This is a genomic window from Micromonospora kangleipakensis (genome assembly GCF_004217615.1).
Classification (GTDB): Bacteria; Actinomycetota; Actinomycetes; order Mycobacteriales; family Micromonosporaceae; genus Micromonospora; species Micromonospora kangleipakensis.
Map to the genome: position 1 here is coordinate 4,961,001 of NZ_SHLD01000001.1, position 26,057 is coordinate 4,987,057.

Below are 26,057 nucleotides of genomic sequence, written 5' to 3' on the forward strand. Positions count from 1 at the left end.
GCTGCCGCAGTGTCGCGACGTGCATGGCCTGCTCCCGGAGCTCGCCACCGGTGCGGCCGCCGGGGATGATCGGGCTTGGGCCCTGGCCCACGTCTCGCGCTGCCAGGACTGCCGCCGAGACCTCAACCAGTTGACCACGGCCGCCGATGCGGTCCTGCTGCTGGCGCCCTCCGTCGAGCCTCCCCCGCGGTTCGAGAGCACCGTCCTCGCCCGGCTGGACGCGGCTTCCACCCCGCCACCCCGGCGGCGGCTCCTGGCCCGCCGGCGAGTCGTGGCGGCCCTGGCGTTTGCGGTCTGCATGCTGGTCGCCGCTGGCGGCGGGGCGCTGTACGTCCAGTCGCGCACCGCCGAAGACCGGCGCCTGGCCGAGCAGTACCGGCAGACGCTCGCCGTTGCCAACGGTCGCTACCTGAAGGCAACCACACTGACCACTGCCGACGCACGACCGGCCGGCACCGTCTTCCTCTACCAGGGAAACCCGTCCTGGCTGTTGGTCACCGTCACCACCGCGCCGGCCGACGGCGCATACTCGGTCCTCGCCGTTGACCGTGCCGGCGCCGCGCACGCGATCGGCACCTGCCAGGTCATCAACCGCACGGGGACTTTCGGATACCGGCTCCGAATGGCGGTCGCCGAGGTCAGCGAGATCCGCCTCCAGTCGACCGACGCCCTGCTGCGCGCCACCCGGTGACGTGGCCCCGGAGACGATCACCGGGGTCGACCGTCTCCCCCGGCGGCGCTCCGCGGGCAGCAGCAACGCGACCACGCCGCCCGCCTGGCCGCGGCCGCCGACGCCTACCCGCGTCCGGGCACGAGCCGTACCCCCGTCGCCGACGGCTGATTCCGGGTCACCACGAAGTTGCCACCGGCCTGTCCTCCAAGGTCTCCGGTAGGGCTTTGTAGTCGAACTCGGCCGCGGTCCGCTCGCACCAGCCATTCCCGATGCCACCTTCCCACCCGTACGGGCACGCCAGCAGACCCGTGGAGCAGGGGATCACCGGTGGGCGCGGGCTGTCCCGCCGCCGTCATCGACTGCAGCAGCCGCGCGACGGTGGCCTACAGGAGCCGGCCGAGCCGAGTGCGCGCGATGATCAGCCATCCGAGCCAGAAGCAAGCCGGGACGCCGAACGCCCCCACCACGAGGGCCTTGGCCTCAGCCGGGAGGGGTAGCGGCCGGGCCGCGATCGCCAAGGCCAGCAGGACGGGTCCCTGCAAGGCGAATGCGGCGTACGAGGCGCGGCCGCAGGCCACCGAAAGCCGGCCGCCGTTCAGTAGGTGGTGCTGCGCCGTGCCGAGCGCCCACACCGATCCCGCAACCACCAGGCAGGCCTCCACACCGGCCAGCAGCAGCGCCTGCCAATGCCAGCCGCCGAGGAACGGGGTGGCGGCCTCGGCGAGACTCGACACGCCCAGCGCGACAGCCAGTACCGCCACGGCGGCCAGCGTGACCGCCACGGCGAGGCCGCAGGCGTGCCGCAGGCCCTCCGGCACGCTGCCGACCCACCCGCGCCGCGCGACCACGACGCCCAACCCGAACATCGCAAGGCATTGCGGCCATTGCCACAGGTGCAGATCCAGGACCTGCGTGCTCCGGGCGGGGAACCACAGCCGGATCACGAACGAGGCGACCGCGACGGCGGCGGCAAGCGCAACCAGGTGGCCACCGCCGAACGGCCCGGGCTCGGGACGAGGTTGCCGACGCAGCCGGGTAGCCGCCCAGCTCCACGCGGCGTATGCGAGCGAGAAGTACAGCAGCACCTCGGCGAACCACAGTGGGCCGGAATCCAGCAAGGGTTGGCGGTGCGTGAAGGTCCACCAGTACGACACGCGGTAGCCGGCCGCGCGGTACGCAGCCCACATGAACAGCGGCCAGATCAGTCCCATGAAACACAGGAACGGCACACCGAGCCGCAGGATCCGATCACCCGCGAACCGCGCCGACCCCTTGCGGGCAACGGCGGCGGGCGAGAACAGCCCGGCCAGGAAGAAGAATGTGCCGACGACGAAGAGGGCCGACGGGCCGATCAGGATGGCCAGCAACCACTCTGATCGACGATCGAACGTGACCTCGTTGACCTCGTCGTAGGGCCAGCCACCGATCGACGAATAGCCGAGCAGGGCGTGCCCGGCGACGATCCACGCGACCATGGCGGTCTTGAGGTTGCCTATCTGAGGCATCCGCTGTGATCGTCGGGCCTGGACGATCGTGGACATATGTGGATTCTCTCCGGCGCGGGCGAAGATATCGATGGGGCCCATGGGCGAAACATTTGGCCGGGTGACCGCTGCACAACGCCGGAGTGAGCGATGAACTGGCGACGGAGGGCCACGTGCGCCGTCACGGCGCGAGGTGCTTCTCGAACCAGTGGTGGGCGTAGTACTCGGTGTTATACGGCTCGATCTCGCGGTAGCCAGCCGACCGGTACATCGCGATCGCCTCGGTGAGGTTGCGATTGGTGTCCAGCCGGACGGCGGTCCAGCCCCGCTCGGCGGCGTATCGTTCCAGCTCGCTCAGCAACCGCCGCCCGATCCCGAGCCCGCGTACGGTGTCTGCCACCCAGATACGCTTGATCTCGGCGGGTGCGTCGCGGTGGAGCTTGACCGCGCCGCAGCCGACGGGCTCGGCGTTGAGGGTGGCGAGCAGGAACACGCCGGCGGGCGGGACGAGTTCTTCGTCATGAACCTGGCTGCTCAGCGCCGGGTCGAACCCGGCGTCAAACCGCCGCGCCACGTCCCGGGCGTAGGCTCGCACGCACGCCCGGGCCCGCGGGTCGCCCGGCGGGCACGGCTCGACGATCACCATCGAGGCGATGAGCAGCCGCTCGACCTCGGCCATCGCCGCGACGAGCCGTTCGCGGCGGTGCTCGGTGAGCGGCTCGAGGATCGACCAGGCGAACTCGTCGGAGCGCATGTCGAGCTCAGTCCACTCGGCCCGGCCGGCGTCGGTGAGGGCGGCGGCCCGTACCCGCCCGTCGCCGCCGACCGGCTCGGCCGGCCCGACGGTGACGAGACCGTCGCTTTCGAGGATGCGTAGGAGCCGGCTGAGATACCCCGAGTCCAGCCCGAGCCGGGCCCGTAGCGCCGCGACCTCGGCGCCGCCGCGGCCGATTTCCCATAGCAGGCGCGCCTGGGCAAGGGAGCGTCCACGGGTCATGTACTCGTCGTCGAGCGCCCCTACCCGCTGGGTGACCGTCCGGTTGAACCGCCGGACGGCGGCGATGAGCTCCGATTCCACATACCTGACTTTAGTCAGGCATGTGGGGCTGGCGCTAGTGCCGTGTCCACAAACGTTGGCCGGGTTGGTCGGGGTGGGAAAGTTTCCACCGCCAGCCCGGACGGCAGCATCGACTGCAGCAGCGACGGCGGACACCGCCAGTGGATGAATGTTATCCAGCTCCACAGGTGACACATGACGAGTCGCGCCACCATCGGCGACGGCGGAGCCTTCATCGGCACTGTCCCTTCACGGGCTTGGAGGCAACACTGCGGCGGGTCCGACATCGTGGGCATCCACGACTGGTGCGTTGGTTGCTCTTCGCTCCGACGCCCGATGCGGAACACTCGATCAGGTGCCCGCCGACAGCCGGGACCGCGAAATAAGGTGCGGTGCGCGGCTCGGCGCCCTACGGTTTCGCCCGTGACGATCGACATCGTGAGCTTGGCGGAGCGTCCGGACCTCGCACCCCTGCTCGACGAGGACTTCGACGGGGCGTGGCCGCAGTTCATGCTCTGGGACCCGATGGGCGCGGTGTACTACAACGTCGCCCACGACCTCTACCCCGAGTTCGTGTTCGCCGCCGTCGACTCCGCCGAGCCGGGCCGCGCCGTCGCCCGGGCGTACGCCGTGCCGCTGCGCTGGACGGAGCCGGAGCTTCCCGACGGTGGCTGGGACCGGGCGATCCAGCGCGCCGCCATCACCCGCCTCACCGGCGCCACCCCGAACATCGTCTCGGCCATCGAGATCTGCATCCGACCCGACCGGCGCGCCGCCGGGCTCTCCGCCGCGATGCTCGCCGCCATGCGGCAGGCCGTCGCCAAGCTCGGCTACGACACCCTGGTCGCCCCGGTCCGTCCGAGCGGCAAGCACGCCCGACCGGACCTGCCGATGACCGAGTACGCGGCGCAGGTCCGCGACGACGGCCTGCCCGTCGATCCGTGGCTGCGGGTGCACGTACGCGCGGGCGGGCGCATCGAGCGCGTCGCCACCCGGTCGATGATGATCAGCGGGACGCTCGCGGAGTGGCGCTCGTGGACGGGCCTGCCGTTCGACACCAGCGGGCCGGTGCTCGTACCGGGAGCCCTGGTGCCGGTGCACTGCGACGTGGCACACGACCACGCCGTCTACGTCGAACCCAACGTCTGGGTCCGCCACCGGCTGTAGGCGAGGCCGGGACGGGTTCTCGTGGTCAGTTGCTGTTACCCGCCCGCAGCGCGGCCTTCCCGCGGACACGGCTGCCCTACGGCCGGATGTCCAGGGCGCCGATCAGACCGTCGCGAAGCGTGAAGCGGTGGCGCAGCCGGACCGGGCTGCCCGGAAACGTGCCCGTGAGCAGCGTCGTCACGACCAGGTTGCCACCGGCCTCCTCCTCGACCGTCTCCGGTATGGCGTTGTAGTCGAACTCGGCCGCGGTCCGCTCGCGCCAGGCCCGGATCGCCGCCGGGCCCTGATAGGTCCGGTCCTCGTCGGCGACGATCGCGTCGTCCGTGAAGCAGGCGACGAAGGCGTCAATGTCGGGCCCGCCGGCCAGCTGGTAGTAGCGGGCAATCACGTCGGGAACGGTTACGGTCATGTGGCTCTCCTCGCGTATCGCCGCCCGCGTACCCGACAAGACACCAGTCATTCGTCGCGCCGCCCGCGCCGGCCCAGCCGACGCCTCTCAGCCACTGCCTTCGGCCGGTTTGGCAGGCGGGTGCAGCTCGACGGTGACGGTCGAGCCGGGGGCGAGCTGGAAGGACTTGTCCCGGACGGCCACCCGGACCGGCTGGTCCGACCCGGGGACGGCGGAGATCTGCAACCGCTCGTGATTCACATGCAGGGAGATCAACTGGTTCTGGTACCGGATCACGCAGTCGAGCCCGTCGAGCCCGTCAGGCAGCAGCGGGTTGAGCCGGAGCGCGTCGCCGCGGACCTCCAGTCCGGTGTAGCACCGTTGCAGGATGTCCAGCGTTCCGGCGGTGGCGCCGAGATGTATGCCGTTGCGCGTCGAGCTGTGCTGCGGGTCCGCGAGATCGGTGCCGAGCGCGGTCAGCAGCATCTCGAAGGACCGACGACGGTCCGTCCGGGCCAGTACCCACGCGTGCGCGATGCGGCTCAGCGTGGATCCGTGGGCCGTGCGGGACAGGTAGTAGTCAACGGTGGCGGGGATCCGGGCCGGGTCGAACTCGTAGCCGAGGCCGCGCACCAGCCCGGCGAGTTCGTCGGCGCTGAACAGGTAGAGCAGCATGAGCACGTCGGCCTGCTTGGAAATCTTGTAGCGGTTCGGGTCCTCTCCCTCGGCCTGCAGCAGTGACCCCAGCAGCCGCAGGTCGCCGTACCGCCGCCGGTACCGGTCCCAGTCCAGTTCCGCCAGATCGCCGTACCCTTCGAACTGGGCGAGCATCCCGTCGTCGAGGAACGCCAGCCGCAGTCGGCGCGCAACGTGTCGCCACCGGCGGCGTTCGTCGTCGGTCGCGCCGACGTCAGGCCAGGGCATCATTCCCGGATGCCGGCTCAGGATCGCGGTGGCCTCATCGGCGCGGCCGAGTACCCAGGCGACCATCACGTTGATGTACGCGGAGTTGTCCAGCCCTTGGCCCGGCCGGCCGGGGTACCCGTCGTGATACTCGTCGGGCCCCATCACTGCGTGGATGTCGTACCGGTCGTCGGACGGCTGGTAGGTGGCGAGTCCGGCCCAGAACCGCGCTGTCTCGGTCAGCAACTCCAGCCCGCACCCGGCGAGGAAGGACAGGTCACCCGTCGTCTCCCAGTACCGCCACACGCAATAGGCCACCGCCAGGTTGACGTGCTGCTGCCGGCCGGTGTAGTCGTCCACCCACTCCCCGGTCACCGGGGAAGGCGAACAATTGGGGCTCTCATCCCGGCCGCTGTCGCCGCTCTGCCAGGGAAACAGCGCACCTGCCATTCCCGCCGCGGCCGCCTGCCGCCGCGCCGCCGTCAGCCGCCGGTGCCGGTACTTCAGCAGGGCCCGCGTCAGCTCCGGGAACCGCAGATTCAGGTACGGGTAGACGAACAGTTCGTCCCAGAAGATGTGCCCGTGGTAGCCCTCACCGTGCAGCCCTCGCGCGGGCACGCCCGCGTCCAGCTCAAGGGTGTGCGGTGACAGCGTCTGCAGCAGATGGAAGGTCTGCACCCGTACCGGCAACTGCCAGGCGTGCTCCTCGCCGACATCGAGCCGGAAACGCTCCCATAGTCGGGCCCATGCGGCGGCATGCTCGGCCAGCAACGTGCCGAACGCCCCGGCGTAGCGCAACTCGTCGCGAGCGGCCGTCAACGGTTCGGACACCGCTCGGTCCTGCGTGGAGGACACCGCGACGGTCTTCTCCACGCAGACCCGTTCGCCGGGCGTCACGTCGATCCCGATCACCTGACTCACGGCACCCGGCTCGTGAATGGCAGTCGGCCTGCTGTGGGCGACGCCGGCGTCGGTGATTCTGGTGCGGGCTGTGACGGCCACCTGGTGTCGTGCGTTGGTTGTCACCGCCGTCAACCAGACGGTCTCCGCGTCATCCCCGCCGGTGGCCACATCAGTGAGGTGCCGGCCGCAGCCGCCCGCTTCCGCCGGCGCGTTCGCGTTGAGCACCCGCCCGTCGATGCCCGACCTGATCTCCAACCGGCCCGACCAGTTCTCCGCGAAGATGCTCGTCTCCAGCGCCGCCAGATGAGGATTCGCCATCGACACGAGTCGTCGCTGCCGGATCCGGGTCCGCCGCCGATCCCGGTCGACCACGAGCAACTCCCGCTGGTACACCCCGCGCCGCAGATCCAGCGTTCGGTGCTCGTGCACGCGCCGCCCCTCCCCCGGCGCGAACCATTCGCCACCGGCGGGACGGAACGTCAACGGCAGCCAGTTCGGCAGGTTGACGATGCTCTCCGTGCCATCCGGCAGGCCCGCGCCGGAGAGCCGGTTGTGGAAACCGGCCAGGTAGGTGCCCGGGTAGTGGACACCGTCGGCCCACGCCTCCGGAGCCGCCCCCCGAGTGGCCAGGTACCCGTTGCCCAGGGTCAGCATCGTCTCCCGGGTACCTTCACCGGGTGCGTCACCGTCCCGGTACGCCAACACCCAGCCCGCCGGCAGACTCCCGGTGCACAGCTCGCACCCAGGGTCCTCGTCCGCCGGCACCCGGCACTCCTCTCCCACGGCGCGCTGCGCTTTCCCCGGCTCGGGCTCGACAAACTCCAGGAGGCGGGGTGTCACAGTGATGGCAGGGGCGTGGTGGCGCCCTGGAGGTGGGCGACCATGTCGGAGATGGGTGGACGTGCGCGCGGCCGGCGCACGAGGAAGATCTCGCGGGCGATCGGCCGGTCGAGGTCGCGGACGACGTAGTCACCCGGTTCGGCGGAGCGCAGGGTGGTGTCCGGGACGATGGCAACGCCGATGCCGGCGCTGACGAGGGCGAGGGTGACTGCGTAGTCCCGGGTCTCGTAGGCCACGCGTAGCTCGACGCCGGCCCGTCGGGCCGCCCCGTCAAGGGCCACTCGGTTGGGTACCCCGGGTCCGCCGGAGATCCACTCGTCGGAGGCGAGCGCGGCCAACGTCAGCCGATCGGTGCTGGCGTGGCGGTGGCCGGTGGGCAGCACGAGCCGCAGTGGGTCGGCCATCAGGTGCGCCCGGTGCAGGCCGGTGGCTGGCGGCAGCGGCACGTCGGGGTAGCGGTGCGTGATCAGCAGATCGAGGTCGCCGGAGGTGACCAGGCCGTACCCGTCGGGCGGCTCGATGTCCAGCAGGGAGAGGCGTACCTGCGGGTGGGCGCGGCGGAACGTGGCCAGTGCGGTGGGGACGAGCGCCTTACCGGCACTGGCGAACGTGCCAAGGGACAGGTGCTCACGGGGTAGCCGGCGGGCACCCCGAACGGCCTCTTCGGCGTCGTGGAGAGCGCCGAGGACACGCTCACCGTGGCGGACCAGCAACTCACCGGTCGCGGTCGGCCGTACGCCGCTGGGTCCGCGGTCGACGAGGCGGTCGCCGACCTCCCGCTCCAGCTTCGCCAACTGCTGGGACAGGGCGGAGGCAGTGAAGCCCATGCGCTTGGCCGCCGCCGCGATCGAGCCGGCGTGGGCGACCTCGACGAGGACTCGCAGGCGCTCGACATCCAGTCCCATTAGCGCTCCTTACGTCCCGTTAGCAAGTCCCGCTCCAGCTTATGGCCTGGGGCGGGCAGAGTGGGGGCATGATCCGACACGCGCAGATCGGGGCGGCGGCGCTGCCGGCGGCCGAGGACGTCAGGCGGGCCGCCCAGCGGATCGCGCCGTACATCCGACGTACGCCCGTACTGGAAGCGGCCGTGGACGGCCGCCGGCTGACGCTGAAGCTGGAACACCTGCAACTCACCGGCTCGTTCAAGGTCCGCGGCGCGCTCAACGCGCTGCTGAGCGGGCCGGGCACCGACCGTGTGGTGACCGCCTCGGGCGGCAACCACGGGCTCGGCGTGGCCGTCAGCTCCCGCCTGCTCGGCGCCCGCGCCACGATCTACGTGCCGCAGACGGTGCCACCGGACAAGCAACGACGCATCGCCGCGACCGGCGCCGACGTGGTCCGGCACGGCCGGTCGTACGCCGAGGCCGAACTGGCCGCCCGGACGTACGCCGACGAGCAGGGACTGCGTTACCTGCCCGCCTACGACGACCCCGACGTCGTGGCCGGGCAGGGCACGGTGGGCCTGGAGATCGCAGACCAGGCGCCGGACTGCGATACCGTGGCGGTTGCGGTCGGCGGCGGCGGGCTAATCGCCGGGGTGAGCCTGGCGGCCGGGGTGAGCCTGGCGGCCGGGGCGCGCGCCGTCATCGGCGTGGAGCCGGAAGGGTGTGCCAGCCTGCACGCCGCGGTTGCCGCCGGAGAACCGGTCGACAGCCCGGTCGATTCGGTAGCAGCGTCCGCGCTCGGTGCGAGCCGGGTCGGGCGCATCCCGTACGCGATCCTTGGGGCGACCGCCCCGCAGCTGGCCCTCGTCGACGACCCCCAGATCATCGCCGCTCGCGACCGGCTATGGGACGAGTTCCGGCTGGCCGTGGAACCGGCCGGCGCAGCCGCGTTCGCGGCCTGGCTCGCCGGACAGGTCCCCGGCGACCACGCCTGCCTGATCGTCTGCGGCGCCAACACCGACTGGTCCCCAACCGGCGAGAGCCGGTGAACTGGGAGCGCCTATTAGCCGACCTGCCGGTTCCGGATAACGATGGCGCCGACGACCATCTGGCCGGCACTGCCGTGCCCCCCACCGAAGTTGCCGACCACCACCAGCGCCCGGTCGCCCTCTTTGGAAACAGCGGTAGTCGGGGACGTTCCGCCGGTAGTCGAGGCAGCCGGTCGCGCGGTATGGGTGGTAGCACGCCGGCCCGAACCTGAACGGGTAACCGGTCGCCAGGGCGGACGGGTTGCCGTCGCGGATGGCTTGAGTGCCAGCGCGCCGGGTGCGGCAGCATCAACCTGTGCCGGTCAGCGGGGGCGGTGCGCAGCAACGGCGGCGGCGCTGCGGTTATCGCCCAGGTGGCGCAGCTCGGCGATGACCGCGTCCATGTCAGTGGTTGGGCGGTTCTGGCTGAGCTTGAACTTCGCTTCCACGCGGGTGATGCGGACCTCGACACCGACGATGGCGCGCAGCTGTCCGGCGACGAACGCCGCTGGGGCGTCGTCGACCGACCACGGCTCGGCGCGCCCGGCCTCGTGCCGTTCGGTCAGCCGCCGCACCTGCGCTTCTAGCCAGGCCGGGTCGTCGTGCACGTGCAGCTGTCCGTAGATGTGGGCGGTGATGTAGTTCCAGGTCGGCACCACCCGGTGATGCTCGGCCTTCGAGGGATACCACGATGGGCTGATGTAGGCATCCGGTCCCCGCGCGATGACGAGCGCCTCGCCGAGCGCCGGTAGGCGCCACTGGTCGTTGTTGCGCGCCAAGTGTCCCAGCAGCGCGCCGTGTGTGCCGGCGTGCAGGTCGTAGACCCACGGCAGCATGCTGGCCTGCAGGCCCTGGGCGGTGGTGGTGATCAGATCGGCGGCGCCGATGTGATGCAGCACCTGCTGTACCGCCTGCTCGTCGCCGGCGAAGTGGGCCGGAACGTACATCGTGATTCTCCCGCCATGGTCATCCGCCCCCAGCTTGGCAGCGGCTCCGACACCTCTTGCTCCAACCGGCGGTTGAAACGGGGTGTGGATCTTCGTGGATGGGGTTCAGCCTGATAGCCGTACTGGACAGCGCCCGCAGGTCCTTTGCGGCAAGTTTTCTACCTCCATGACTGTCCAGTCGAGGCGGGGGCGGCGGCGTGCGTGACGGCGGCGGCCACGGCGTCCAGTGAACGGGGGTGCGTGGCCAGGAAAAGGTTCGGTTCGATTAGCTCCAGCTCCATCACGAGGGGGTCGCCTGCCTCGTCGGAGACGAGGTCGACCCGCGCACATAGCGGTTCGTCGGTGCCGGGGACCGCGGCTCGCGTGGCCCGGGCCAGGGCGATCTCGTCGGCCGACGGAGTCCAGCTGCGCATACCGGGGTGCGCCTCCCGCGGACCGTCGTAGCCGGCGCCGCGGGCGAGCACGGGGCCCTTGCGGATAGCGTGCAGGTAGTCGCCGCCGACGAATACCAGCGCCCGTTCGCCGGCGGTGTCAACGTGGTCAGGTAGGGCTGGATCATGACGGTCACGCCGTCGCCGTGCAGCATCCGGATGTGCTCGAGCGCCCGGTTGGTCTCAGCGGGGCGGTAGCGGGCGGCGTTCAGGGCGCCAGCGCCGACTGCAGGTTTCACCACGAATTCCCGGTCACCGGGTACGACCGGAGCAGTTCCCGGGGGCAGATAGGTGGTGGGGACGACCGGGATGCCACTGTCGCGTAGCGCACCGAGGTAGGTCTTGTCGCAGTTCCACCGGATCAGACTCGCCGGGTTGGCGAGCCGGGTGACCGCTGCACAGCGGTCCGCCCAGGCGAGGAACTCAGCCACCCGCCCGGGGTAATCCCAGGTGGAACGGATCAGTGCCAGATCGAACGTGGACCAATCGACCGCGAGGTCGTCCCAAGCGACCACTTCGGCGTGCGCGTTCTGGCGGAGCCGTTCGGCGAGCAGCGGCAGATCGACGGCGCCCCCCGGTTGTTCCCGGGCGGTCACCAGCGCAACCCGCCGCCGACGTTCCACGCCGTACCTTTCGTCGCCGTTCATGTACCGCTCTCAGTCTCGAAGCACCTCTGCCAGACTCAGCCGCCCGGACGCGACTCCACACCTGTGGGACGTACCGAGCATAGGAAGTCGGCGGCCGCCCGCTCCGAAGACCACGATGCTGCTCATACCGCTTCAATCCGGCTTCGCGTCTCACGTGCCGTTGCCGGCGACAACGGATTGAACGCGTGCACGAGGTCCGCGGCGATGACCTGGATCGCGTGCTCACCCACGGACAGCATGTTGCAGAAGTTCAGAAACGCGTGCATGGTTCCGGCGTACTCCACATGCGTCACGTCGACGCCGTCGGCGTCCAGGCGTGCGGCGTAGCCCCGTGCGTCGTCACGCAAGGGGTCCCGTCCGGCGCCGATGATCAATGCAGGTGGGAGCCCGGCGAGGCTTTCCGCCCGCAGCGGGGCCGCGTACGCGGTGACCTCCTGGCCGGCCAGGTACACCGATTCACTCCATCGGCCCGGCTTGATGCTCAGAAAGATCCCGTCGAACTCCCGGTAGGACTCGGTGTCCTGGCCGAATTCCAGCACGGGATAGCAGAGCACCTGCCGCGCGATGGCGGGGCCGCCGTCGTCGCGCGCCATCAGGCAGGCGCCCGCCACCAGGGCGCCGCCCGCGCTCTGCCCACCGGCCGCGACGCGACCGTCGCCGCCGATGAGCGTGCCGTGCTCAGCCAACCAGCACATCGCGTCGTAGGTGTCGTGGAGGGCGGCCGGGAACGGATGCTCCGGCGCCAGCCGGTACTCCAGCGACACCACCGTCACATCCGCCAGGCGGGCCAGGTGGGAACACGGGTGGTCGAGATCGACCACCGATCCACCTATGAACCCGCCGCCGTGCAGCCAGAGCAGGAGGGGCCGCGGTCGCGAACCCGACGGCTGATAGACCCGGGCCAGCGTCGGACCGCCGCGCAACGGCAGGTAAATGTCAGTTGCGTGCACGTCCGGGTGACAGTGGCCCGACAGCAGCGGGTCGGGCTTTTCGGCTCGGTCCGCCAACAGAAGGTCGTATGTCATCGGGCCGGGCGCCGGATCGTCCGCAAACCGCTCCAACAACGCGGTGGTCTCGGCCGCAAACCCCGGCTCGTCCACGAGGCGTGTCCTCATCGCTGTATCCCTCTCCGCTTGCGGGCTTCACTGCGTGGCTGCGGCCTGTGTCAGCTGGTCCAGGTGGATGGCCGCGTGCCAAAACGCCTGATGCCCCGGCACGGTCCACACCTTGCGGGCCAGCTCACCGAGTCCGTCCGCGAGCACCGGCGTCTCCCCCGGCTCGGCCCAGGACCGCTCGCTGTAGCGGGCGAACTCGTCCATCAGCGCGTCACGGACCGCCACGAGCCGGTGCAGGAGCAGCGGCGACGGGATGTGCCGACCCGCCGCGACGCCGCCCCGGTTCAGCCGCCGCCCGGCATCGGGTGTTTCCCAGCGGGGGTCCAGGCTCCAGTGCGACCGGCCCGCAACCGCCTCGCTGAGCACCGCCAGGTTGATCTCGTCCCACATCAACACGTGCGCCACCAAGTCGTGCAGCGACTCGCAGAAGTCTCCGAGCGGCCCGGAGAGCACGTGGTACTCCGCGGTGAGTTGCTGCTCGGACAACCGCTCGACGCGGGTGAGGAGCAGATCGTGGTCGACCCGGATGCGCCGGGTGGCCTCGTCGAGCGACAGGGTGTCACGGGTGGTGTTCACGGATGGCCTTCCGGAGACGAGCAACGCGACGGACGCCGGGACAGCATGGGCTGCGCCGGGAGCGGGGCCAACTGAACACCGGCCTGGCGCGACCGGCCAGTGGACTGACGACTTCCGTCAGACGTTCCTCAGCCTCCGTCGAAGCTCAGCGCAGCAGCAGCGCGATGAGGTCGGTGCCGAGCACCTCGATGGCATCGACGTCGAGGTGGTACTGCACGAACCGGCCTCGCCGCGACGCCCCGGCGAGTCCCGCGGCGGCGAGCGCGCGCAGGTGTCGGTTGACCAGGGTCGGGTCCATGCGCCACAGAGCTGCGATCTCGCCGGCGGTCCGGGGCTCGGTCGCGATCGCGCGTGCGATCTCAAGCCGGCCCGGATTTGCGACGGTCTCCAGACGGCGCAGCAGCTCACGAACCGACGGGACCGGTTGACCCGCCTCGGCCGCGTGGATGAGCAGGAGCGGATGGCCCGGCACGTCCGCTACATAGAGGTGAGGCCGGATGAAGGCGCTCGGGGCCACCAGCAGCCCGCGCCGGGACACGTCGTGGCGGGTGTTCTGGACCTTGGCGATGGTCACCCCATTACCCGCGTCGGAAGCTGTCACCGACGGGTCGATCGTCGCCAACGCCCGCGCGGCACCCTGGGCGGAGACCGTGTCGGCGAAGCGACGCGCCCGGGCGGCCAACAGCGACCTGACCCTGGTCCACTCGGCCGAGAACCACTCCCGCCAACTCTGCTCTAGGAACTCGAGGAAGTCCGCGACAGCCTGATCCGGCCGCTCGACCAGTGCCTGTACCAGGGCGGCCACCGCTCGACCCCGGGCACGGCTCCAGTGCAGAGCCGCGCGTACGTCGCCCGACGGTGAGAGCGGACGCAGCAACTGCAGGGCCAGCTGCGACGCGGGTATCGCACACAACTCGTCGAGCTGGCCGGGAAAGTCAGCCGAGGAGGATGCCGCCACGAAGGGCGCCGACCTGATGGCCTGGGTGGTCCAGGACCAGGACTGCGTCAGCTCGGCGAGCCGCGGACTCATACCGGCACGGACGGCCGCCGCCCATTCGTCGGCGTAGTGGTGGGCTGGATCATGCAGGACGTGCAGCGCGGAGCCCAGCTCGACCAGCGGTGACACCACCGGCACCGCACGCCCCGACGCGGCCGAGTCCAGACCGGTGATCGCGATGGGCATGAGCTCTACCTTCCGGAGATTTGTCCTGATGTAGCGACGATATGGTGGTCGAGCTCAGAGCTACCTGCCCTTGTTGGAGGTGTGAGGTAGCCCGGACCGCAGGCCACCGCCTCGAGGTCGACCGCGTCGTCACCGCCTGCGCCGGCATCCATCGACGGGCAACGCGTCCAGGTCGGCGTGGTGCATCTCGCAAGCTGGTCACCGTCGCCCTGGACGTCCGTTACCCGTCTGCGGGGTTCACAGCCCGATCAAGGCCTGCCCCGCCGCAGCACCATCGACCTGACCTCACCGCGATTACCGTAGCCCCATCGAGGACGGGTGGTCGGACCCCCTGTTAGGGCTACGCCCACGACCCCACCGGCGAGCCCTGCGCTCTCGCGGAATCCGGCACGTCATTCCGGAACGCTGCGACCATGTCACCCGCCGGGCCGCGAAGGGCAGCGCCGGCGGACGACCACCCACCTTCGACCGGGCGATCTACAAGAAGCGCGACGTGGTCGAACGCTGCTTCAACCGCCTCAAGCAATGGCGTGGCCTAGTGCGGTGTCCACTAACCTTCGCCGGGTTTTGCGGTGGGCGTTGTGGATCCTCGCCGTAGCAGGCGAGCGACTCCCCACCGGGTGGTGGGACGAGCCTCCGCAGGCCAACCGATCCTCGCGCCGCCCGGGGTGGGCGGCGGGGGTCACGTCGGGACCGGCCGGCACCGGGCAGGTGTCGGCCGGCTCGACGGTGCGTGCGCCTCGCACCCAAAGATCCGGACGGCCCTTCCAGGAGTGGCGCCTGCGGCAGGTACCGGCTGGGCGAAGAGCAGCACAAGTGATGAAATGGACCGCAATGCGGCGTCGGCTGCGACGTGCCCCGGTCGATGCCGTTCGGTGGCACACCCGGTATATCGCGAGCTCATGAGATCCCTGTGACATAGATTTGCCTGGTGAACGAGGCAGGTGCCGTAGTCGATCGGGTGGTGACCGACCGGGGTGAGCTCGTTCTTCGAAAATCCGGCGAGCACTTCGAGATCGTCAACAACGGCGTCTTCCTGATGGACACCCGTGCCGGAGCATCCGAGCGGCTGCTCGTGCGCGCGGCGCTCAACCTGGCAGGGCCAGGGGCGCGGGTGCTGATCGGCGGGCTGGGTGCGGGCTTCTCGCTGGCCGAGGCCACGGCCTCCGCCGCGCCCGCGGAGATCGTGGTCCTAGAGATCGAGGAGACCCTCATCGACTGGCACCGCGACCGCCTGGCTGCCTACAGCGGCAAGGCGCTCGACGACGCCCGGGTGCGAATCGTGAACGAAGACATCGTGGCGTGGCTTCGTACCACCCAAGGGGTCTTCGACGCCATCTGCCTCGACATCGACAACGGCCCCGACTGGACCGTCTTCCAGCCCAATGCCGAGCTGTACGACGACGAGGGCACCGCCCTGCTGCGCGACCGGCTCGCCGACGACGGCGTACTGGCCGTCTGGAGCGCCTCGGCCGCACCGGCGTACGCCGCCCGTCTGGAGACGCTCATCGGCCCGGTCAGCACCCACCGCGTCGAGGTGCCGCGCGGCGAACCGGACGTCGTCTACCTGGCCCGCCGTACCGCCCCGGGCCGTCCAAGAACCAGGAGCGCGGGAAGAGGCGTTCTCCCGCAGTGAGCGCGATGGTCGAGGAAGGGGCGCCTACGGGTTCAGGTCCCGGGCAGGTCAGCCCGCAGCCGCGCCACCAGGTGGCGGACGGCGGCCTGAAAGTCGTCGTCGGGGCTGAACCGGTGTCCCTGGATCGGTGGCGGCACGGTGTCGTCCGGCCGGGCCAGCAGCCCGTGCGGGTCGCGCAGCCGCCGGTCCACCCCGTTCGCTGGATCAGCCGGGTCGGTCGGCCTCCCGGCGACCGAGCGGCCCGGGTCCGGGGAGAAGACCCAGCGACCGATGGGATCGGTGTCCCGCCACAGGTTGAGCCAGCGCCACCTCACCCGGTCGCCGATGTCGCACAGCGTGGCGTGGCCCAGGTGCGCGGGAAAGACCCTGCTGTAGAGGCGGGGAGAGGCATAGGTCAGCAGCGCGATCCGGTCGAGGCAGGCGGGCTGCAGTTGCAGCACGGTCGCCGCCGCCAGGACTGCGCCGTGACTGTGCCCGGAGAGAACCAGGGTTCCGCCGTGACTGGTGAGGTACCGGATCCGCCGGGTGAGCTCGGGCACGGCGCGTTCGGCATAGCAGGGCGGGGCGAACGGGTGGGCGGCGCGCGGCCAGAACGTGGCGAGATCCCACAGCACTCCGACGAAGCGGGTACGCGCGGTCGGCCGGTGGGTCAACAGGGCGGCGACCGCCATCGCGATGGCGAAGAGCCCAGTCAGGTTGGTGCCCAGGTGGCTGATGAACACCGTAGATCGGGCCAGCGGCTCTCCGCCGATGCGGAGGCCGAGATCTCTCGGCCCGATGCCCGCGAGCGACAGTCCGGCGGAGCCGAGGATCAGCGCGAAGATGATCGCGTACGCGGCGGGCAGCGGCCAACTCCGGTCGGTCAACTGCGCCCGGGCGATGGCATTGCGCACCGCGCGGACCCGAGGGTGCGGTTCCGGCGGGGCGTCCGGGAAGTCGTGGCGCAGGATTTCCATCGCCGCCCGGCGCCGGTGCCATATCGTCAGCCGGCTGCGCAGGAGGGCGGCGACCGCGGTCACCAGCAGGGCCACGAAGAAGCCCATCGCGGCCCACCGGTACGCCAGCGGCGGTAACAGTGGCGGGACCCCGGCAGGCAACAGACGGCGCGGTGTGGGCTCGACGTCCCGGTCGAGATAGTCGGAGGTCGCGTAGACGATGGCAGACGAGAACGCGACCCCGAGGCCGATGGCGAGGGTGATGACCACGGGGGCGCCCAGGCCGCCGAGGAACGCCGGGGTGCTCGTCCGGCTCGGCTGGCGCACCACGACCGCGCTGAGGATCAACAGCAGCACGACCTGGCTCAGGTAGAGCCAGGCGACCAGGGAGCCGTAGTTGGGCAACTCGGTCCCCGGGATCCACCGGGACCGGGGCAGGGCGGCGTAACCGAGCGTCAGCGCGGTGAGGGCCAGCATGGCCACCAGTACCGCCCGGCTGGCGACTCCGAGCCGCCGGTCCTGCGGGTGGCCGGGCCGGGCCGGACGGCAGAGCAGCGCCGTGGCGGCGACGATGACGGCGATGGTGAGGGCGAGGAGGCCGTAGCCGACGGTCCGATCGTCATGCGGGGCGACCACGCCGAGCACGACGACGTCGACGGTGCCCACTGCGATCGCGACGTGCAGGGCCCGCAGCCGGCGGAGGAAGGTCTGGTTGTCCCAGAAGTCGTGGTCGTCGAGCCGGAAGGCGCCGAGACCGCCCGGCACCGCTTCGGCGGAGGCGTCCTCGGGCAGCCGCCACGACCGCGCCCCGAGCCACCAGATGACCGCGACGGCGGCGATCGGCACCAGGGCGAGCAGCGCCACGCGCTGACCCGGCTGCACGCCGGCCATCCAGGAGATCGACCGGCGGCCGTCTGTGCAACGCGGGTCGGCGGCGCACTGCCAGGCGACGAGGTCGACTGCCACGCCGGTCACCGACAGCACGTACATCGCGGTCAGGGTCCCGGCCAGCAGTCTGCAGGTCGCCCGGGCGACCGCCCCGGAGCCGGCCGCTGCCGGCGGTAGCATCCAGATCGCGATGTTGCTCAGCATGAACGGAAGCAGCAGCATCAGGGCGAAGGCCCGGGTGGCTCTGCCGCCGGTCAGGTTGCCCCAGCGGTAGGCCTCGATCAGCACCCCGCCGGGCCCCCTCGGCTCGCCGAAGCCCGCCCTGGGACGGAAGAATCCGGCGTTCTCGTCGCCGGCCACCCTGGTCACGATCGGTCGGTCGAGGGTCTCCTCCGCACTGGAGCCGCCGACGCCCGGCACCCGCAACTCCGTCGTTTCCACCGGCACCTGCCGTCCCGTCGACTGTTCGCCGCGGTCGCTTACCCGTTGCGCCGCGCCCTACGCGGCTTTCGGCCGGTCAACCGCCTGTCCGCAGCTTCAGCGGCGATTCGCCTCGAGCGCCAGCAGGCCCTGCGATTGCACGACGGAGACCGACAGGGTCTTGTACCCGACATCGTCGAAGAGCACGGTCATCCGGTCCTTCTCGTATCCGAGGACCATGCCTGATCCCACTTGGCGTGCCGGACGGTGCTGTGCAGTGGGTACGGCCCGTCCGCCGGGAGCACCTCGGAGGTGCCGCCGTGGCAGTTGTCGCAGTGCCGGCAGGGGTGGCTCAGCTGCTCTCCGAAGTAGCCCAGCAGTGCTTGCATACGGCAGCCCCGGCTCTCGGCGAATCGGCGCATCATGTCGGTGCGGGAACGCTGCCCGGCCTGATAGCGGGCGTACTCGGCCAGCGCCTCCCGAGCCGCCTGATCGGGCAGGGGCGCATACCGAGGGACGCTGAGCTCACCCTTGGTGCCTGTCGCCACCGCGCCGACCTGCTCAAGCAGACTGATGTGGCTGGCGACCTTGCGCTGTCCCAGGCCGGTGGCCCTCACCAGCGCGCTGCGCGTCATCGGGCCGTTGTGCAGGACCGCCGCGACCGCTCGCAGCTCGTCCAGTTCAGGTGCGCCGCCGTTGAAGAAGCGTTGCAGGGCAATGTCTTCGGCTCGGTAGAGCAGCAACGCCCGGGCCGGCTCACCGTCGCGCCCCGCCCGCCCGATCTCCTGCAGGTAGCTGTCCGGTGAGTCGGGCAGCGCCACATGTGCCACCCAGCGGATGTTCTGCTTGTCGATGCCCATGCCGAACGCCGACGTGGCGACCATGATCGGCACCCGGTCGGCGAGGAAGTCTTCGTGGCGGCGGTGACGCACCCCAGCCGCCATACCACCGTGGTAGGCCTTCGCGGGAAAACCCGCGTCGGAAAGCCGTTCCGCGAGTTCCTCGGCGGCGCGCCGGGTCGGCACATACACGATGCCGGGCGGGTCGGCCTCCTTGAGCAGGGTGAGCAGCCTACGCCAGCGGTAGTCCTCGCTGGGGCAGTGCACGGCCGCCACGAAGAGGTTCGGACGGTCCAGTCCGGACAGGACCAGCCGCGGCTTGCGCATGCCGAGCCGCGCGGTGATGTCTTCGCGGACCGGCGGCGATGCCGTGGCGGTCAGTGCCACGACCGGCGGGCGGCCCAGGCCGCGGATGAGGTGGCCGAGGGTGAGGTAGTCGGGGCGAAAATCATGCCCCCAGGACGAGATGCAGTGCGCCTCGTCGACCGCCACCAGCGCCGGACGCAACGCGCGGACCTCGGCCAGCCGCTCCGGCGAACTGAGCTGCTCCGGCGTGATGAACAGGAACTTCGCGGCACCCGAGCGAAGCTCGGCCAGCGCAGCGGCCTGCTTGCTCGGGCTCTCCGCGGAGCTGATCCGAACCGCACGCAAAGCAGGATCCCCCCGCTCGTTGAGGTTGCCGATCTGGTCCTGCTGCAATGCCAGCAGCGGTGAGATCACCACCGTGGGGCCGCGCAGCAGCGTGGCGGGAACCTGGTAGACGGCAGACTTCCCGCCCCCGGTTGGCAGCACGACCAGCGTGTCGCGGCCCGCCAGCAGCGCGCGCATCGCGCGCATTTGCGTAGCTCGCAGCTTCTGCCAGCCGAAGTGTCCACGCGCGGCGCGGCGTAGCCGCAGGGAGCGAAAGATAATCATCATCGCCGGGCATGCTAGCCAACCGCACAGGTGGACCTGAAGATCAGCAGCGGCGCCTTCAACACGGGCGACTTCGTGCGGAACGCGCTGCTACTGGCAGCGGCTGGAATCCTGCTCGGGCTCATCGCCACACTGCGATTCTCCCCGCTCGGCGCCGTGCTGACCGGCGTCGTGTAGGCGGGCAGCTATCTCGCCATGCTGACCCGCCCACCATGGCTACTGCGCCTACTCGGTCACAAGGTGACCGTGGCCGGCCAGCACGCCGACCTGGCCACCCCGGTGCGGACCGGCACGACGCTGCTGATCGGTGCCGCGATACTGGTCGCCGTGCCCAGCGTTCAGCGCTGGCGGCGCTGGCCACGACAGCCCGCCAGTTGCGCGGTGCCCGGGGTGTGGCCGCCGGTGGGTGCCTCTACCTGAAACGACTGGACGACGTCGACGAGAGCTCGCTGCGCGAGCTCATCGATCGTACGGTGCGGGGTGCACAAGGGCGTCGACCGGGCCAGCGAACGCCGACGATAGCGGGATGGCGAGAGGTACTTCTCCCGGTGTCGCGACGAGCGGCACGCAGTGCCCGCGCAGCACCATCGAACTGCTCCGGGGTCGATCCAACGGCCTGTCGATCGCCGAGGATGGATGAAGTCGCTCACGCGACCCCTTTCCGTTCGATGATCAGCGAACTACGGTGGGCGCAGCGCTCGTGCCAGCGGACGGGGGGTGCACAGTGGAGGAGTTCGACTACATTGTGGTCGGTGCAGGCTCGGCCGGCTGCGTGCTGGCCAACCGGCTGACCGAGGATCGGGGCACCCGGGTGCTGCTGATCGAGGCGGGTGGCTGGGATCGCAGCCCGTTCGTCCGCATCCCCAAGAGCTTCAGCCGGCTGATGGACGACCGGCGCACCGCCTGGCACTACCCTGCCGACGCGGGGCCGGCGCACCGCGAGGTCTGGCAGCGCGGTCGCATGATCGGGGGATCCAGCTCGATCAACGGGATGGTGTACGGCCGCGGCGACCGGCTCGACTACGACGGACTGGAACGCCTCGGTAACCCCGGTTGGGGGTGGAACACCATGCTGCCGATCTTCAAGCAGCTGGAGGACAACCCGTTCGGCCCCTCCGAGGTACGCGGCGCCGGCGGGCCGCTGCGGCTGTCCAGCGCGACCGACACCGACGAGCTCTGCGAGGAGACGATCGCGGCCGGGGTGGAGCTGGGCTGGCGCCGGTCGGACGACCTGAACGCCGACGACGACGAGCGGATCGGCTACCTCATGGCGACCATCCGCGACGGTCGCCGGACCAGCGCCGCCGACGCGTTCCTGCACCCGGTCCGCAACCGGCCCAACCTGACGATCGCGGTGGGGACGGTCGTGCTCCGGGTCCTCATCCAGGGCGGCCGAGCGATCGGGGTGCGCGCCCGTCGGCACGCTCGGACGGTCGACTACGCGGCCTCCGCCGAGGTCATCCTCGCCGCCGGCGCGATCGCGACGCCGCAGTTGTTGCAGGTTTCCGGCATCGGTCCGGCCGACACGCTGGGCCGCGCCGGTGTCGACGTGCTGCTCGACCGGGCCCGGGTGGGAACCGGCCTGCGTGAGCACCGATCAATGCCGTTGCAGTTCCGGCTGACCGCCAGGGGCGGCTACAACCCGATGCTCAGCAACCGGATCGGTCAGGGGCGGGCACTGCTGCGCTACCTGCTGACCCGCCGAGGACCGCTCGCCCTGCCGGTGTACGACGTCGGGGCGTTCATCCGGTCAGGCCCGGAGGCCGATCATCCCGACGCGCAGCTGCTGATCGCGCCCTTCTCGGCGGCACCACCGCGTCCCGGGCACGCGCTGGAGCTGGAGACCGAGCCGGGGCTGATGGCCCTGGCCACGGTGACCCGGCCGGACAGCGAGGGCAGCCTGGCCATCACGTCGGCCGACCCGGAGGCCCCACCCCGGATCGTCGCCAACTACTTCAGTACCGCGCATGACCGTCACCTCGCGGTGGGTGCCTTCCGGCGGATGCGGGAGCTGTTCGCCACCGGGCCGATCGCGAAGCGGATCTCCGCGGAGACAGTGCCCGGTCCGGCAGTACAGGACGATGACGAGATCATCCACGCGGCGCTGACGCTCGGCTACTGCGGCTACCACGCGGTAGGGACCTGCGCGATGGGCCCGGGCGACGAGTTCGTGGTCGACCCGCAGCTCCGGGTCCGCGGCGTGGACGGCCTACGGGTCGTTGACGCCTCCGTGCTGCCGGTACTGGTCTCGGGCTACCTCAACGCCCCGGTGATGGCACTGGCCTGGCGGGCCGCCGACCTGATCCTCGCGGGCTGAGCAGCGGGTGATCGTCGCGGCGGGCCGCCGCTCAGTCGGTTGCCGGCCGCGCCTGCGTGGGCACCTGGAGCAGGTCCAGGCAGTTGCGCCAGAGCGCCTCGAGTTGGGCCGGATCGTTGAGCAGCTTCGCGAGCAGCGCGCGTCCCTCGATCTGCGCGACGATGGACCGTGCGGCGTCGCGGGCGTCGACCAGCGCGCCGGCCTGGCCCTGGGCCTTCGCCTCCATGACGACCTCCTCGATCAGGTCGATCTGGGCCTCGAAGATCCCCTGTAGCCGGCTGCGGATCTCCTCGTTCTGGTTGCTGAGCTCCAGCGCGAGGTTGCCGAACAGGCAACCGGCGACCAGACCGACCTTCTGCTGCCCGGCTCGCTGCACCTCCTCCGTGGTCTCGAAGAGGTCTCGCAGGCGCCGCAGCGGATCGTGACCACTGCTGAGCACCTCGACCCACTGCCGCCGCTGGGCCGCCCAGTGCTCGTCGATGACAGTCAGCGCGAGCGCCTGCTTCGACTCGAAGAAGTAGTAGAAGCTGCCCTTCGGCACTCCTGCCGTCGAGCAGATCTCGGCCACGCCCAGCGGCGAATACCCGCGCTGCTCGATCAGCGTCGCCGCAGCGCCGAGGATCTTGTTCCGCGCGTCACTCGTCCGTCCCATGGAGTAGACGATACACGACCGGTCGTCTAGCTTCATAGCCGACCGGTCGTCTAGTAGTCATCGAGGCTTCGGCCAACCAGGAAGAGGTTCATCATGGGCACCAAACAGGGTCAGAAGGTCGTTGTGATCACCGGTGCGTCTCAGGGCATCGGCGCCGGCCTGGTCGACGCGTACCGCAAGCTCGGCTACGGCGTCGTGGCCACCTCACGCTCGATCACCGCCGCCGACGACCCGGAAATCGTGGCCGTTCGGGGCGACATCGCAGACGCCGACACCGCGGATCGGGTGGTCACCGCCGCCCTGGACCGCTTCGGCCGTATCGACACCCTCGTGAACAACGCCGGCGCCTTCGTCGCCAAGCCGTTCACCGACTACACCGACGAGGAGTTCAACCTGCTCACCGGGGTCAACCTCGCCGGGTTCTTCCATCTCACCCGGCGCGTCCTGCCGCACATGCTCGCCGTCGGCGGGGGACACATCGTCAACATCACGACCAGCCTGGTGGACCAGCCCAACTCCAACGTGCCGTCCGTGCTCGCGTCGCTCACCAAGGGTGGCCTCAGCTCCGCCACGAAGTCCCTGGCCATCGAGTACGCCGGCCGAGGAGTGCGGGTCAACGCCGTCGCTCCGGGGATCATCAAGACCCCGATGCACCCGGTTGAGTTCCACGAGACGTACGCCGGGCTGCACCCGGTCGGCCGGATGGGCGAGACGAGCGACATCGTCGACGCCGTCGTCTACCTCGAATCCGCCCCGTTCGTCACAGGCGAGATCCTGCACGTCGACGGCGGCCAGAACGCCGGCCACTGACCGGACCCGAACCGCCCGAAAGGACCCGACATGCCCATCGTCACGATTCAGATCACCCGCGAGGGAACCAGCCCCGGCGCGACGGCGGCGACCGCCGAGGAGAAGGCGGCGCTCATCCAGGGCGTGAGCAAACTGCTGCTCGACGTGCTGCACAAGCCGTTGACGTCCACCTTCGTCGTCATTGACGAAGTCGAGACCGAGAACTGGGGCCGAGGCGGGCTTCCCGTCGAACAGTTCCGTGAGCAGCAGCGCTCGCTCGCCAGCGAATAGCACCCTGCGGTGGAGCGGGGCGCACCGAAACGGATCGATGACCAGACCCGAGCTGGATCTGGACCATCGCCCGGTGCGCCCCCTTCCGCCGAACCGGGACGAGGCCGGGGGCGCAACGGCCGGCGTCGATGAAACCCGCAGGAGGTACGGGGAGGCACAACGACCGGCGGACGCCCGCCGGCCGGCCTACAGTGTGGGAATGTGGGAGTCGGTTGCCGCTCCGTTGATGGGCCTGATGGCCGCCATGGCCGCGGCTGCCCCGACGCCGACACCGGTCCCTCCGGACTCCGCGCCGGTGCTGACGTCGACGCCGTTCGGCGCGCTGCCCGGGCAGCGGGTGACCCACACCATCACGATCGCCGGCGGCGGCACCCTCACCAACACGCGGGTCACCTTCACCACCACGGCTGATCTCGACGGGGTCACCGCCCGGGCCGAACCGGGTCAGTGCACGGCGTCCCCTCGCACCATCGTCTGCGAGCTCGGCGACCTGCGCCTGGGCACCGCCCCGGCGGTGCCGCGGATCACGATCACCGGGCGGGTCCGCCCCGGTGTGCCGCCGGGCACGATGGTCCGCAACCGGGTCAGTGTCACCTCGCTGGAGTCCACCGCCACGGGCGCCCAGTTCGCCAGCAACGCTTATCTGCTCCCGGGGTCGACGGCCACGCCCACCGACCCGGCGCTGGAGTCGCCGGCCGCGGCGAGCGACGTCCCGCCCGGACGGTCGATGCGGGTGCCGGCCGTCGCGGCGGTGGTGCTGGCCGGCGCCGTCGTCGCGGGCGCCCTGCTGACCCGGGGGCGGCTACGGCGGCGGCAGAGCCCACCGCCGCACGGCGACCTGTAACGATCAGCCGCCGGGATCCGATGTAGCAGAGCGACGGACATCGGGTTCGACGGCAGGAGCACGGCATGGACCGACCGTGGTGGAGGCGAGCCACGCTGGCGGCCGTCGCCGGGGCGGCGACGCTGATGATGACGTCCCTCTGCCTGGATGCCGGGGCGGCGACCGCCGCACAGACCGCCGCGCAGGAGCCGCTCCCCTTGCCGACCCTGCCCAGCCCGTCGCTGACCCTGTCGCTGCCGCCGGTGAACCCGCCGACGGTCACGCTGCCGCCCCTCGAGCCGCCCTCCGTCAAGCTGCCCACCCTGAAGCCGCCGACCACCCCGTCGGCCACTCCGTCGACCGGAGAGACGGTGCCGCCCGCGACCACGCCGCCGGCCGTCCGTACCCCACCGCGGGTGGGCGTCTCCCCCGGCTCCGGCGAGTCGTTGGTGAGCCCCGGCTCCGCCGCGGCACTGATCGCCGCCGACCCGGGCGCCGACCTTTATCCCCAGCCACCGGTGGACGCCGCCGACACGCCCCAGGCCCGTCGGGTCGCCGCGCTCACCGACGTCCAGCACCGGATCCAGTACCTGCACAACGTCCTCGCCCGCACCCGCGACGACCTGACCCGGGTGCGGCGCGAACCGGATCCGGTGCTGCAGCTGCTGACCGCGCTGACCGCCGGCGGGGATCCGGACCCGGCACCGCCGTTCGCCGTCGCGGACTCCGCGGAGGTGGTCGACACCCCCACCGGCCGCGCGGTGGCGCTGTCGGGCGCGATCGCCTCAGGTCAGAGCGAACTCGCCCGCCGCGAGCGGGAGGAGGCGGCGCTGCGGCAGGAGATCGAGCGGCGCGTACGTGCCGTGCCCGCCGTTGCGGCACCGGCCCGCGGCACCGCCACCGCCGGCGTGGGCAAGCTCGGCCGGCCGCTGCGCGGCCGCCTCACCAGCAGGTTCGGCACCCGGCTGGACCCGTACTTCCACGTGTGGCAGCTGCACCCCGGCGTGGACCTCGCCGCCCCCGTCGGTACCCCGATCGTCGCGGCGGCAGACGGCCGGGTCACCCGGGCCGGCTGGTATGGCGGCTACGGCAACTACACCTGTCTCGACCACGGCAGGACCGACGGGCAGCGGCTCTCCACCTGCTACGGCCACCAGTCCAGGCTGCTGGTCTCGGCCGGCCAGCGGGTACGCGCCGGCCAGGTGATCGGACTCGTCGGGTCGACCGGCGCCTCCACCGGGCCCCACCTGCACTTCGAGGTGCGTCTCGGCGGCCGGGCCGTGGACCCGCTGCCCTGGCTCTGACCGGCGGCGCCGCCGGGTAGCC

23 protein-coding genes and 2 pseudogenes are annotated in these 26,057 nt (G+C 70.8%); 12 read left to right on the forward strand and 13 right to left on the reverse strand.

The window, feature by feature from the left end; translation table 11 throughout:
• Nucleotides 1-19 precede the first annotated feature (19 nt).
• A complete protein-coding gene (locus tag EV384_RS35040; RefSeq protein WP_165440051.1) occupies nt 20-691 on the forward strand; it encodes a hypothetical protein in 672 nt (223 codons plus the stop codon).
• A 365-nt stretch (nt 692-1,056) separates the two neighbouring features.
• Here the strand turns inward: EV384_RS35040 and EV384_RS23935 are convergent, their stop codons facing one another.
• Nucleotides 1,057-2,214, reverse strand: a complete 1,158-nt coding sequence (locus tag EV384_RS23935) for an acyltransferase family protein (RefSeq protein WP_165440052.1) — start codon at nt 2,212-2,214, stop codon at nt 1,057-1,059.
• A 124-nt stretch (nt 2,215-2,338) separates the two neighbouring features.
• Nucleotides 2,339-3,235 (reverse strand): helix-turn-helix domain-containing GNAT family N-acetyltransferase, encoded by an 897-nt coding sequence (locus EV384_RS23940; protein ID WP_130336688.1) that lies wholly within the window; start codon nt 3,233-3,235, stop codon nt 2,339-2,341.
• 402 nt (nt 3,236-3,637) lie between these two features.
• Between EV384_RS23940 and EV384_RS23950 the strand changes: the two genes are divergently transcribed.
• On the forward strand, nt 3,638-4,381 hold the full coding sequence (locus tag EV384_RS23950; RefSeq protein WP_165440054.1) for an N-acetyltransferase: 744 nt from the start codon (nt 3,638-3,640) through the stop codon (nt 4,379-4,381).
• 76 nt (nt 4,382-4,457) lie between these two features.
• Here EV384_RS23950 and EV384_RS23955 read toward each other — a convergent pair whose 3' ends face one another.
• From EV384_RS23955 to EV384_RS23965, 3 genes are all read right to left on the reverse strand, one after another.
• Entirely contained in the window at nt 4,458-4,790 is a 333-nt protein-coding gene (locus tag EV384_RS23955; protein ID WP_165440055.1) for a nuclear transport factor 2 family protein, read from the reverse strand.
• An 87-nt stretch (nt 4,791-4,877) separates the two neighbouring features.
• Nucleotides 4,878-7,340, reverse strand: coding sequence for a glycoside hydrolase family 65 protein (locus tag EV384_RS23960; RefSeq protein WP_242624249.1), 2,463 nt, complete (start codon nt 7,338-7,340; stop codon nt 4,878-4,880).
• Nucleotides 7,341-7,411: 71 nt separating this feature from the next.
• A complete protein-coding gene (locus EV384_RS23965) occupies nt 7,412-8,320 on the reverse strand; it encodes a LysR family transcriptional regulator (RefSeq protein ID WP_130336693.1) in 909 nt (302 codons plus the stop codon).
• Nucleotides 8,321-8,388: 68 nt separating this feature from the next.
• Here EV384_RS23965 and EV384_RS23970 point away from each other — a divergent pair, with 68 nt between their 5' ends.
• The gene (locus EV384_RS23970) at nt 8,389-9,348 is read left to right on the forward strand and encodes a threonine/serine dehydratase (protein WP_130336695.1); all 960 of its coding nucleotides are present in this window, start codon (nt 8,389-8,391) and stop codon (nt 9,346-9,348) included.
• Nucleotides 9,349-9,650: 302 nt separating this feature from the next.
• Here the strand turns inward: EV384_RS23970 and EV384_RS23975 are convergent, their stop codons facing one another.
• The 5 genes from EV384_RS23975 to EV384_RS24000 all read right to left on the reverse strand — a co-directional run bounded on the left by EV384_RS23975 (nt 9,651) and on the right by EV384_RS24000 (nt 14,226).
• Nucleotides 9,651-10,274: an FMN-binding negative transcriptional regulator gene (locus EV384_RS23975; protein WP_130336697.1), complete on the reverse strand. Its 624-nt coding sequence runs from the start codon at nt 10,272-10,274 to the stop codon at nt 9,651-9,653.
• 280 nt (nt 10,275-10,554) lie between these two features.
• Entirely contained in the window at nt 10,555-11,352 is a 798-nt protein-coding gene (locus EV384_RS23980; RefSeq protein WP_207232440.1) for an ATP-grasp domain-containing protein, read from the reverse strand.
• A 122-nt stretch (nt 11,353-11,474) separates the two neighbouring features.
• A complete protein-coding gene (locus EV384_RS23985; RefSeq protein WP_165440056.1) occupies nt 11,475-12,467 on the reverse strand; it encodes an alpha/beta hydrolase in 993 nt (330 codons plus the stop codon).
• Between the two features lie 27 nt (nt 12,468-12,494).
• Nucleotides 12,495-13,043, reverse strand: coding sequence for a DinB family protein (locus EV384_RS23995; RefSeq protein WP_130336703.1), 549 nt, complete (start codon nt 13,041-13,043; stop codon nt 12,495-12,497).
• 145 nt (nt 13,044-13,188) lie between these two features.
• Nucleotides 13,189-14,226: an ArsR/SmtB family transcription factor gene (locus EV384_RS24000; protein ID WP_130336705.1), complete on the reverse strand. Its 1,038-nt coding sequence runs from the start codon at nt 14,224-14,226 to the stop codon at nt 13,189-13,191.
• Between the two features lie 358 nt (nt 14,227-14,584).
• On the opposite strand from EV384_RS24000, the pseudogene EV384_RS24005 reads away from it, so the two are divergent.
• Together EV384_RS24005 and EV384_RS24010 are read left to right on the forward strand one after the other, a co-directional pair.
• Nucleotides 14,585-14,824, forward strand: a pseudogene (locus EV384_RS24005) (hypothetical protein); the annotation flags it as partial.
• 333 nt (nt 14,825-15,157) lie between these two features.
• Entirely contained in the window at nt 15,158-15,862 is a 705-nt protein-coding gene (locus EV384_RS24010) for a spermine/spermidine synthase domain-containing protein (RefSeq protein ID WP_207232441.1), read from the forward strand.
• Between the two features lie 32 nt (nt 15,863-15,894).
• Here EV384_RS24010 and EV384_RS24015 read toward each other — a convergent pair whose 3' ends face one another.
• Both EV384_RS24015 and EV384_RS24020 read right to left on the reverse strand, forming a co-directional pair.
• On the reverse strand, nt 15,895-18,126 hold the full coding sequence (locus EV384_RS24015) for a hypothetical protein (RefSeq protein ID WP_130336707.1): 2,232 nt from the start codon (nt 18,124-18,126) through the stop codon (nt 15,895-15,897).
• Nucleotides 18,127-18,222: 96 nt separating this feature from the next.
• Nucleotides 18,223-19,862: pseudogene (locus EV384_RS24020) on the reverse strand (RecQ family ATP-dependent DNA helicase).
• 27 nt (nt 19,863-19,889) lie between these two features.
• Between EV384_RS24020 and EV384_RS35050 the strand changes: the two are divergent.
• The 3 genes from EV384_RS35050 (at nt 19,890) to EV384_RS24025 (ending at nt 22,176) form a co-directional block, all read left to right on the forward strand.
• Nucleotides 19,890-20,036 carry a hypothetical protein gene (locus EV384_RS35050; RefSeq protein ID WP_165440057.1) on the forward strand — a complete coding sequence of 49 codons (147 nt, stop codon included), beginning with the start codon at nt 19,890-19,892 and terminating at the stop codon, nt 20,034-20,036.
• A 69-nt stretch (nt 20,037-20,105) separates the two neighbouring features.
• Nucleotides 20,106-20,279: a hypothetical protein gene (locus tag EV384_RS35055; protein WP_165440058.1), complete on the forward strand. Its 174-nt coding sequence runs from the start codon at nt 20,106-20,108 to the stop codon at nt 20,277-20,279.
• 304 nt (nt 20,280-20,583) lie between these two features.
• On the forward strand, nt 20,584-22,176 hold the full coding sequence (locus tag EV384_RS24025) for a GMC family oxidoreductase (RefSeq protein ID WP_130336709.1): 1,593 nt from the start codon (nt 20,584-20,586) through the stop codon (nt 22,174-22,176).
• A gap of 31 nt (nt 22,177-22,207) precedes the next feature.
• On the opposite strand, the gene EV384_RS24030 is transcribed toward EV384_RS24025, so the two are convergent.
• Nucleotides 22,208-22,828 (reverse strand): TetR/AcrR family transcriptional regulator, encoded by a 621-nt coding sequence (locus EV384_RS24030; protein WP_130336711.1) that lies wholly within the window; start codon nt 22,826-22,828, stop codon nt 22,208-22,210.
• Nucleotides 22,829-22,921: 93 nt separating this feature from the next.
• Between EV384_RS24030 and EV384_RS24035 the strand changes: the two genes are divergently transcribed.
• The 4 genes from EV384_RS24035 to EV384_RS24050 all read left to right on the forward strand — a co-directional run bounded on the left by EV384_RS24035 (nt 22,922) and on the right by EV384_RS24050 (nt 26,035).
• Nucleotides 22,922-23,638, forward strand: coding sequence for an SDR family NAD(P)-dependent oxidoreductase (locus tag EV384_RS24035; RefSeq protein ID WP_130336713.1), 717 nt, complete (start codon nt 22,922-22,924; stop codon nt 23,636-23,638).
• 30 nt (nt 23,639-23,668) lie between these two features.
• The gene (locus EV384_RS24040; RefSeq protein WP_130336715.1) at nt 23,669-23,908 is read left to right on the forward strand and encodes a tautomerase family protein; all 240 of its coding nucleotides are present in this window, start codon (nt 23,669-23,671) and stop codon (nt 23,906-23,908) included.
• A 199-nt stretch (nt 23,909-24,107) separates the two neighbouring features.
• The gene (locus EV384_RS24045) at nt 24,108-24,752 is read left to right on the forward strand and encodes a hypothetical protein (protein WP_130336717.1); all 645 of its coding nucleotides are present in this window, start codon (nt 24,108-24,110) and stop codon (nt 24,750-24,752) included.
• 65 nt (nt 24,753-24,817) lie between these two features.
• Complete coding sequence (locus EV384_RS24050; RefSeq protein ID WP_242624250.1) at nt 24,818-26,035, forward strand: M23 family metallopeptidase; 1,218 nt, start codon at nt 24,818-24,820, stop codon at nt 26,033-26,035.
• Nucleotides 26,036-26,057: the final 22 nt, after the last annotated feature.

Excerpts from the sequence above, each read along its gene's own strand:
- EV384_RS23935 (WP_165440052.1), bottom strand. The coding sequence starts at position 2,214 with ATGTCCACGATCGTCCAGGCCCGACGATCACAGCGGATGCCTCAGATA.
- EV384_RS23955 (WP_165440055.1), bottom strand. The coding sequence starts at position 4,790 with ATGACCGTAACCGTTCCCGACGTGATTGCCCGCTACTACCAGCTGGCC.
- EV384_RS23965 (WP_130336693.1), bottom strand. The coding sequence starts at position 8,320 with ATGGGACTGGATGTCGAGCGCCTGCGAGTCCTCGTCGAGGTCGCCCAC.
- EV384_RS23970 (WP_130336695.1), top strand. The coding sequence starts at position 8,389 with ATGATCCGACACGCGCAGATCGGGGCGGCGGCGCTGCCGGCGGCCGAG.
- EV384_RS23975 (WP_130336697.1), bottom strand. The coding sequence starts at position 10,274 with ATGTACGTTCCGGCCCACTTCGCCGGCGACGAGCAGGCGGTACAGCAG.
- EV384_RS23980 (WP_207232440.1), bottom strand. The coding sequence starts at position 11,352 with ATGAACGGCGACGAAAGGTACGGCGTGGAACGTCGGCGGCGGGTTGCG.
- EV384_RS23985 (WP_165440056.1), bottom strand. The coding sequence starts at position 12,467 with ATGAGGACACGCCTCGTGGACGAGCCGGGGTTTGCGGCCGAGACCACC.
- EV384_RS24000 (WP_130336705.1), bottom strand. The coding sequence starts at position 14,226 with ATGCCCATCGCGATCACCGGTCTGGACTCGGCCGCGTCGGGGCGTGCG.
- EV384_RS24030 (WP_130336711.1), bottom strand. The coding sequence starts at position 22,828 with ATGGGACGGACGAGTGACGCGCGGAACAAGATCCTCGGCGCTGCGGCG.
- EV384_RS24035 (WP_130336713.1), top strand. The coding sequence starts at position 22,922 with ATGGGCACCAAACAGGGTCAGAAGGTCGTTGTGATCACCGGTGCGTCT.
- EV384_RS24040 (WP_130336715.1), top strand. The coding sequence starts at position 23,669 with ATGCCCATCGTCACGATTCAGATCACCCGCGAGGGAACCAGCCCCGGC.
- EV384_RS24045 (WP_130336717.1), top strand. The coding sequence starts at position 24,108 with ATGTGGGAGTCGGTTGCCGCTCCGTTGATGGGCCTGATGGCCGCCATG.
- EV384_RS24050 (WP_242624250.1), top strand. The coding sequence starts at position 24,818 with ATGGACCGACCGTGGTGGAGGCGAGCCACGCTGGCGGCCGTCGCCGGG.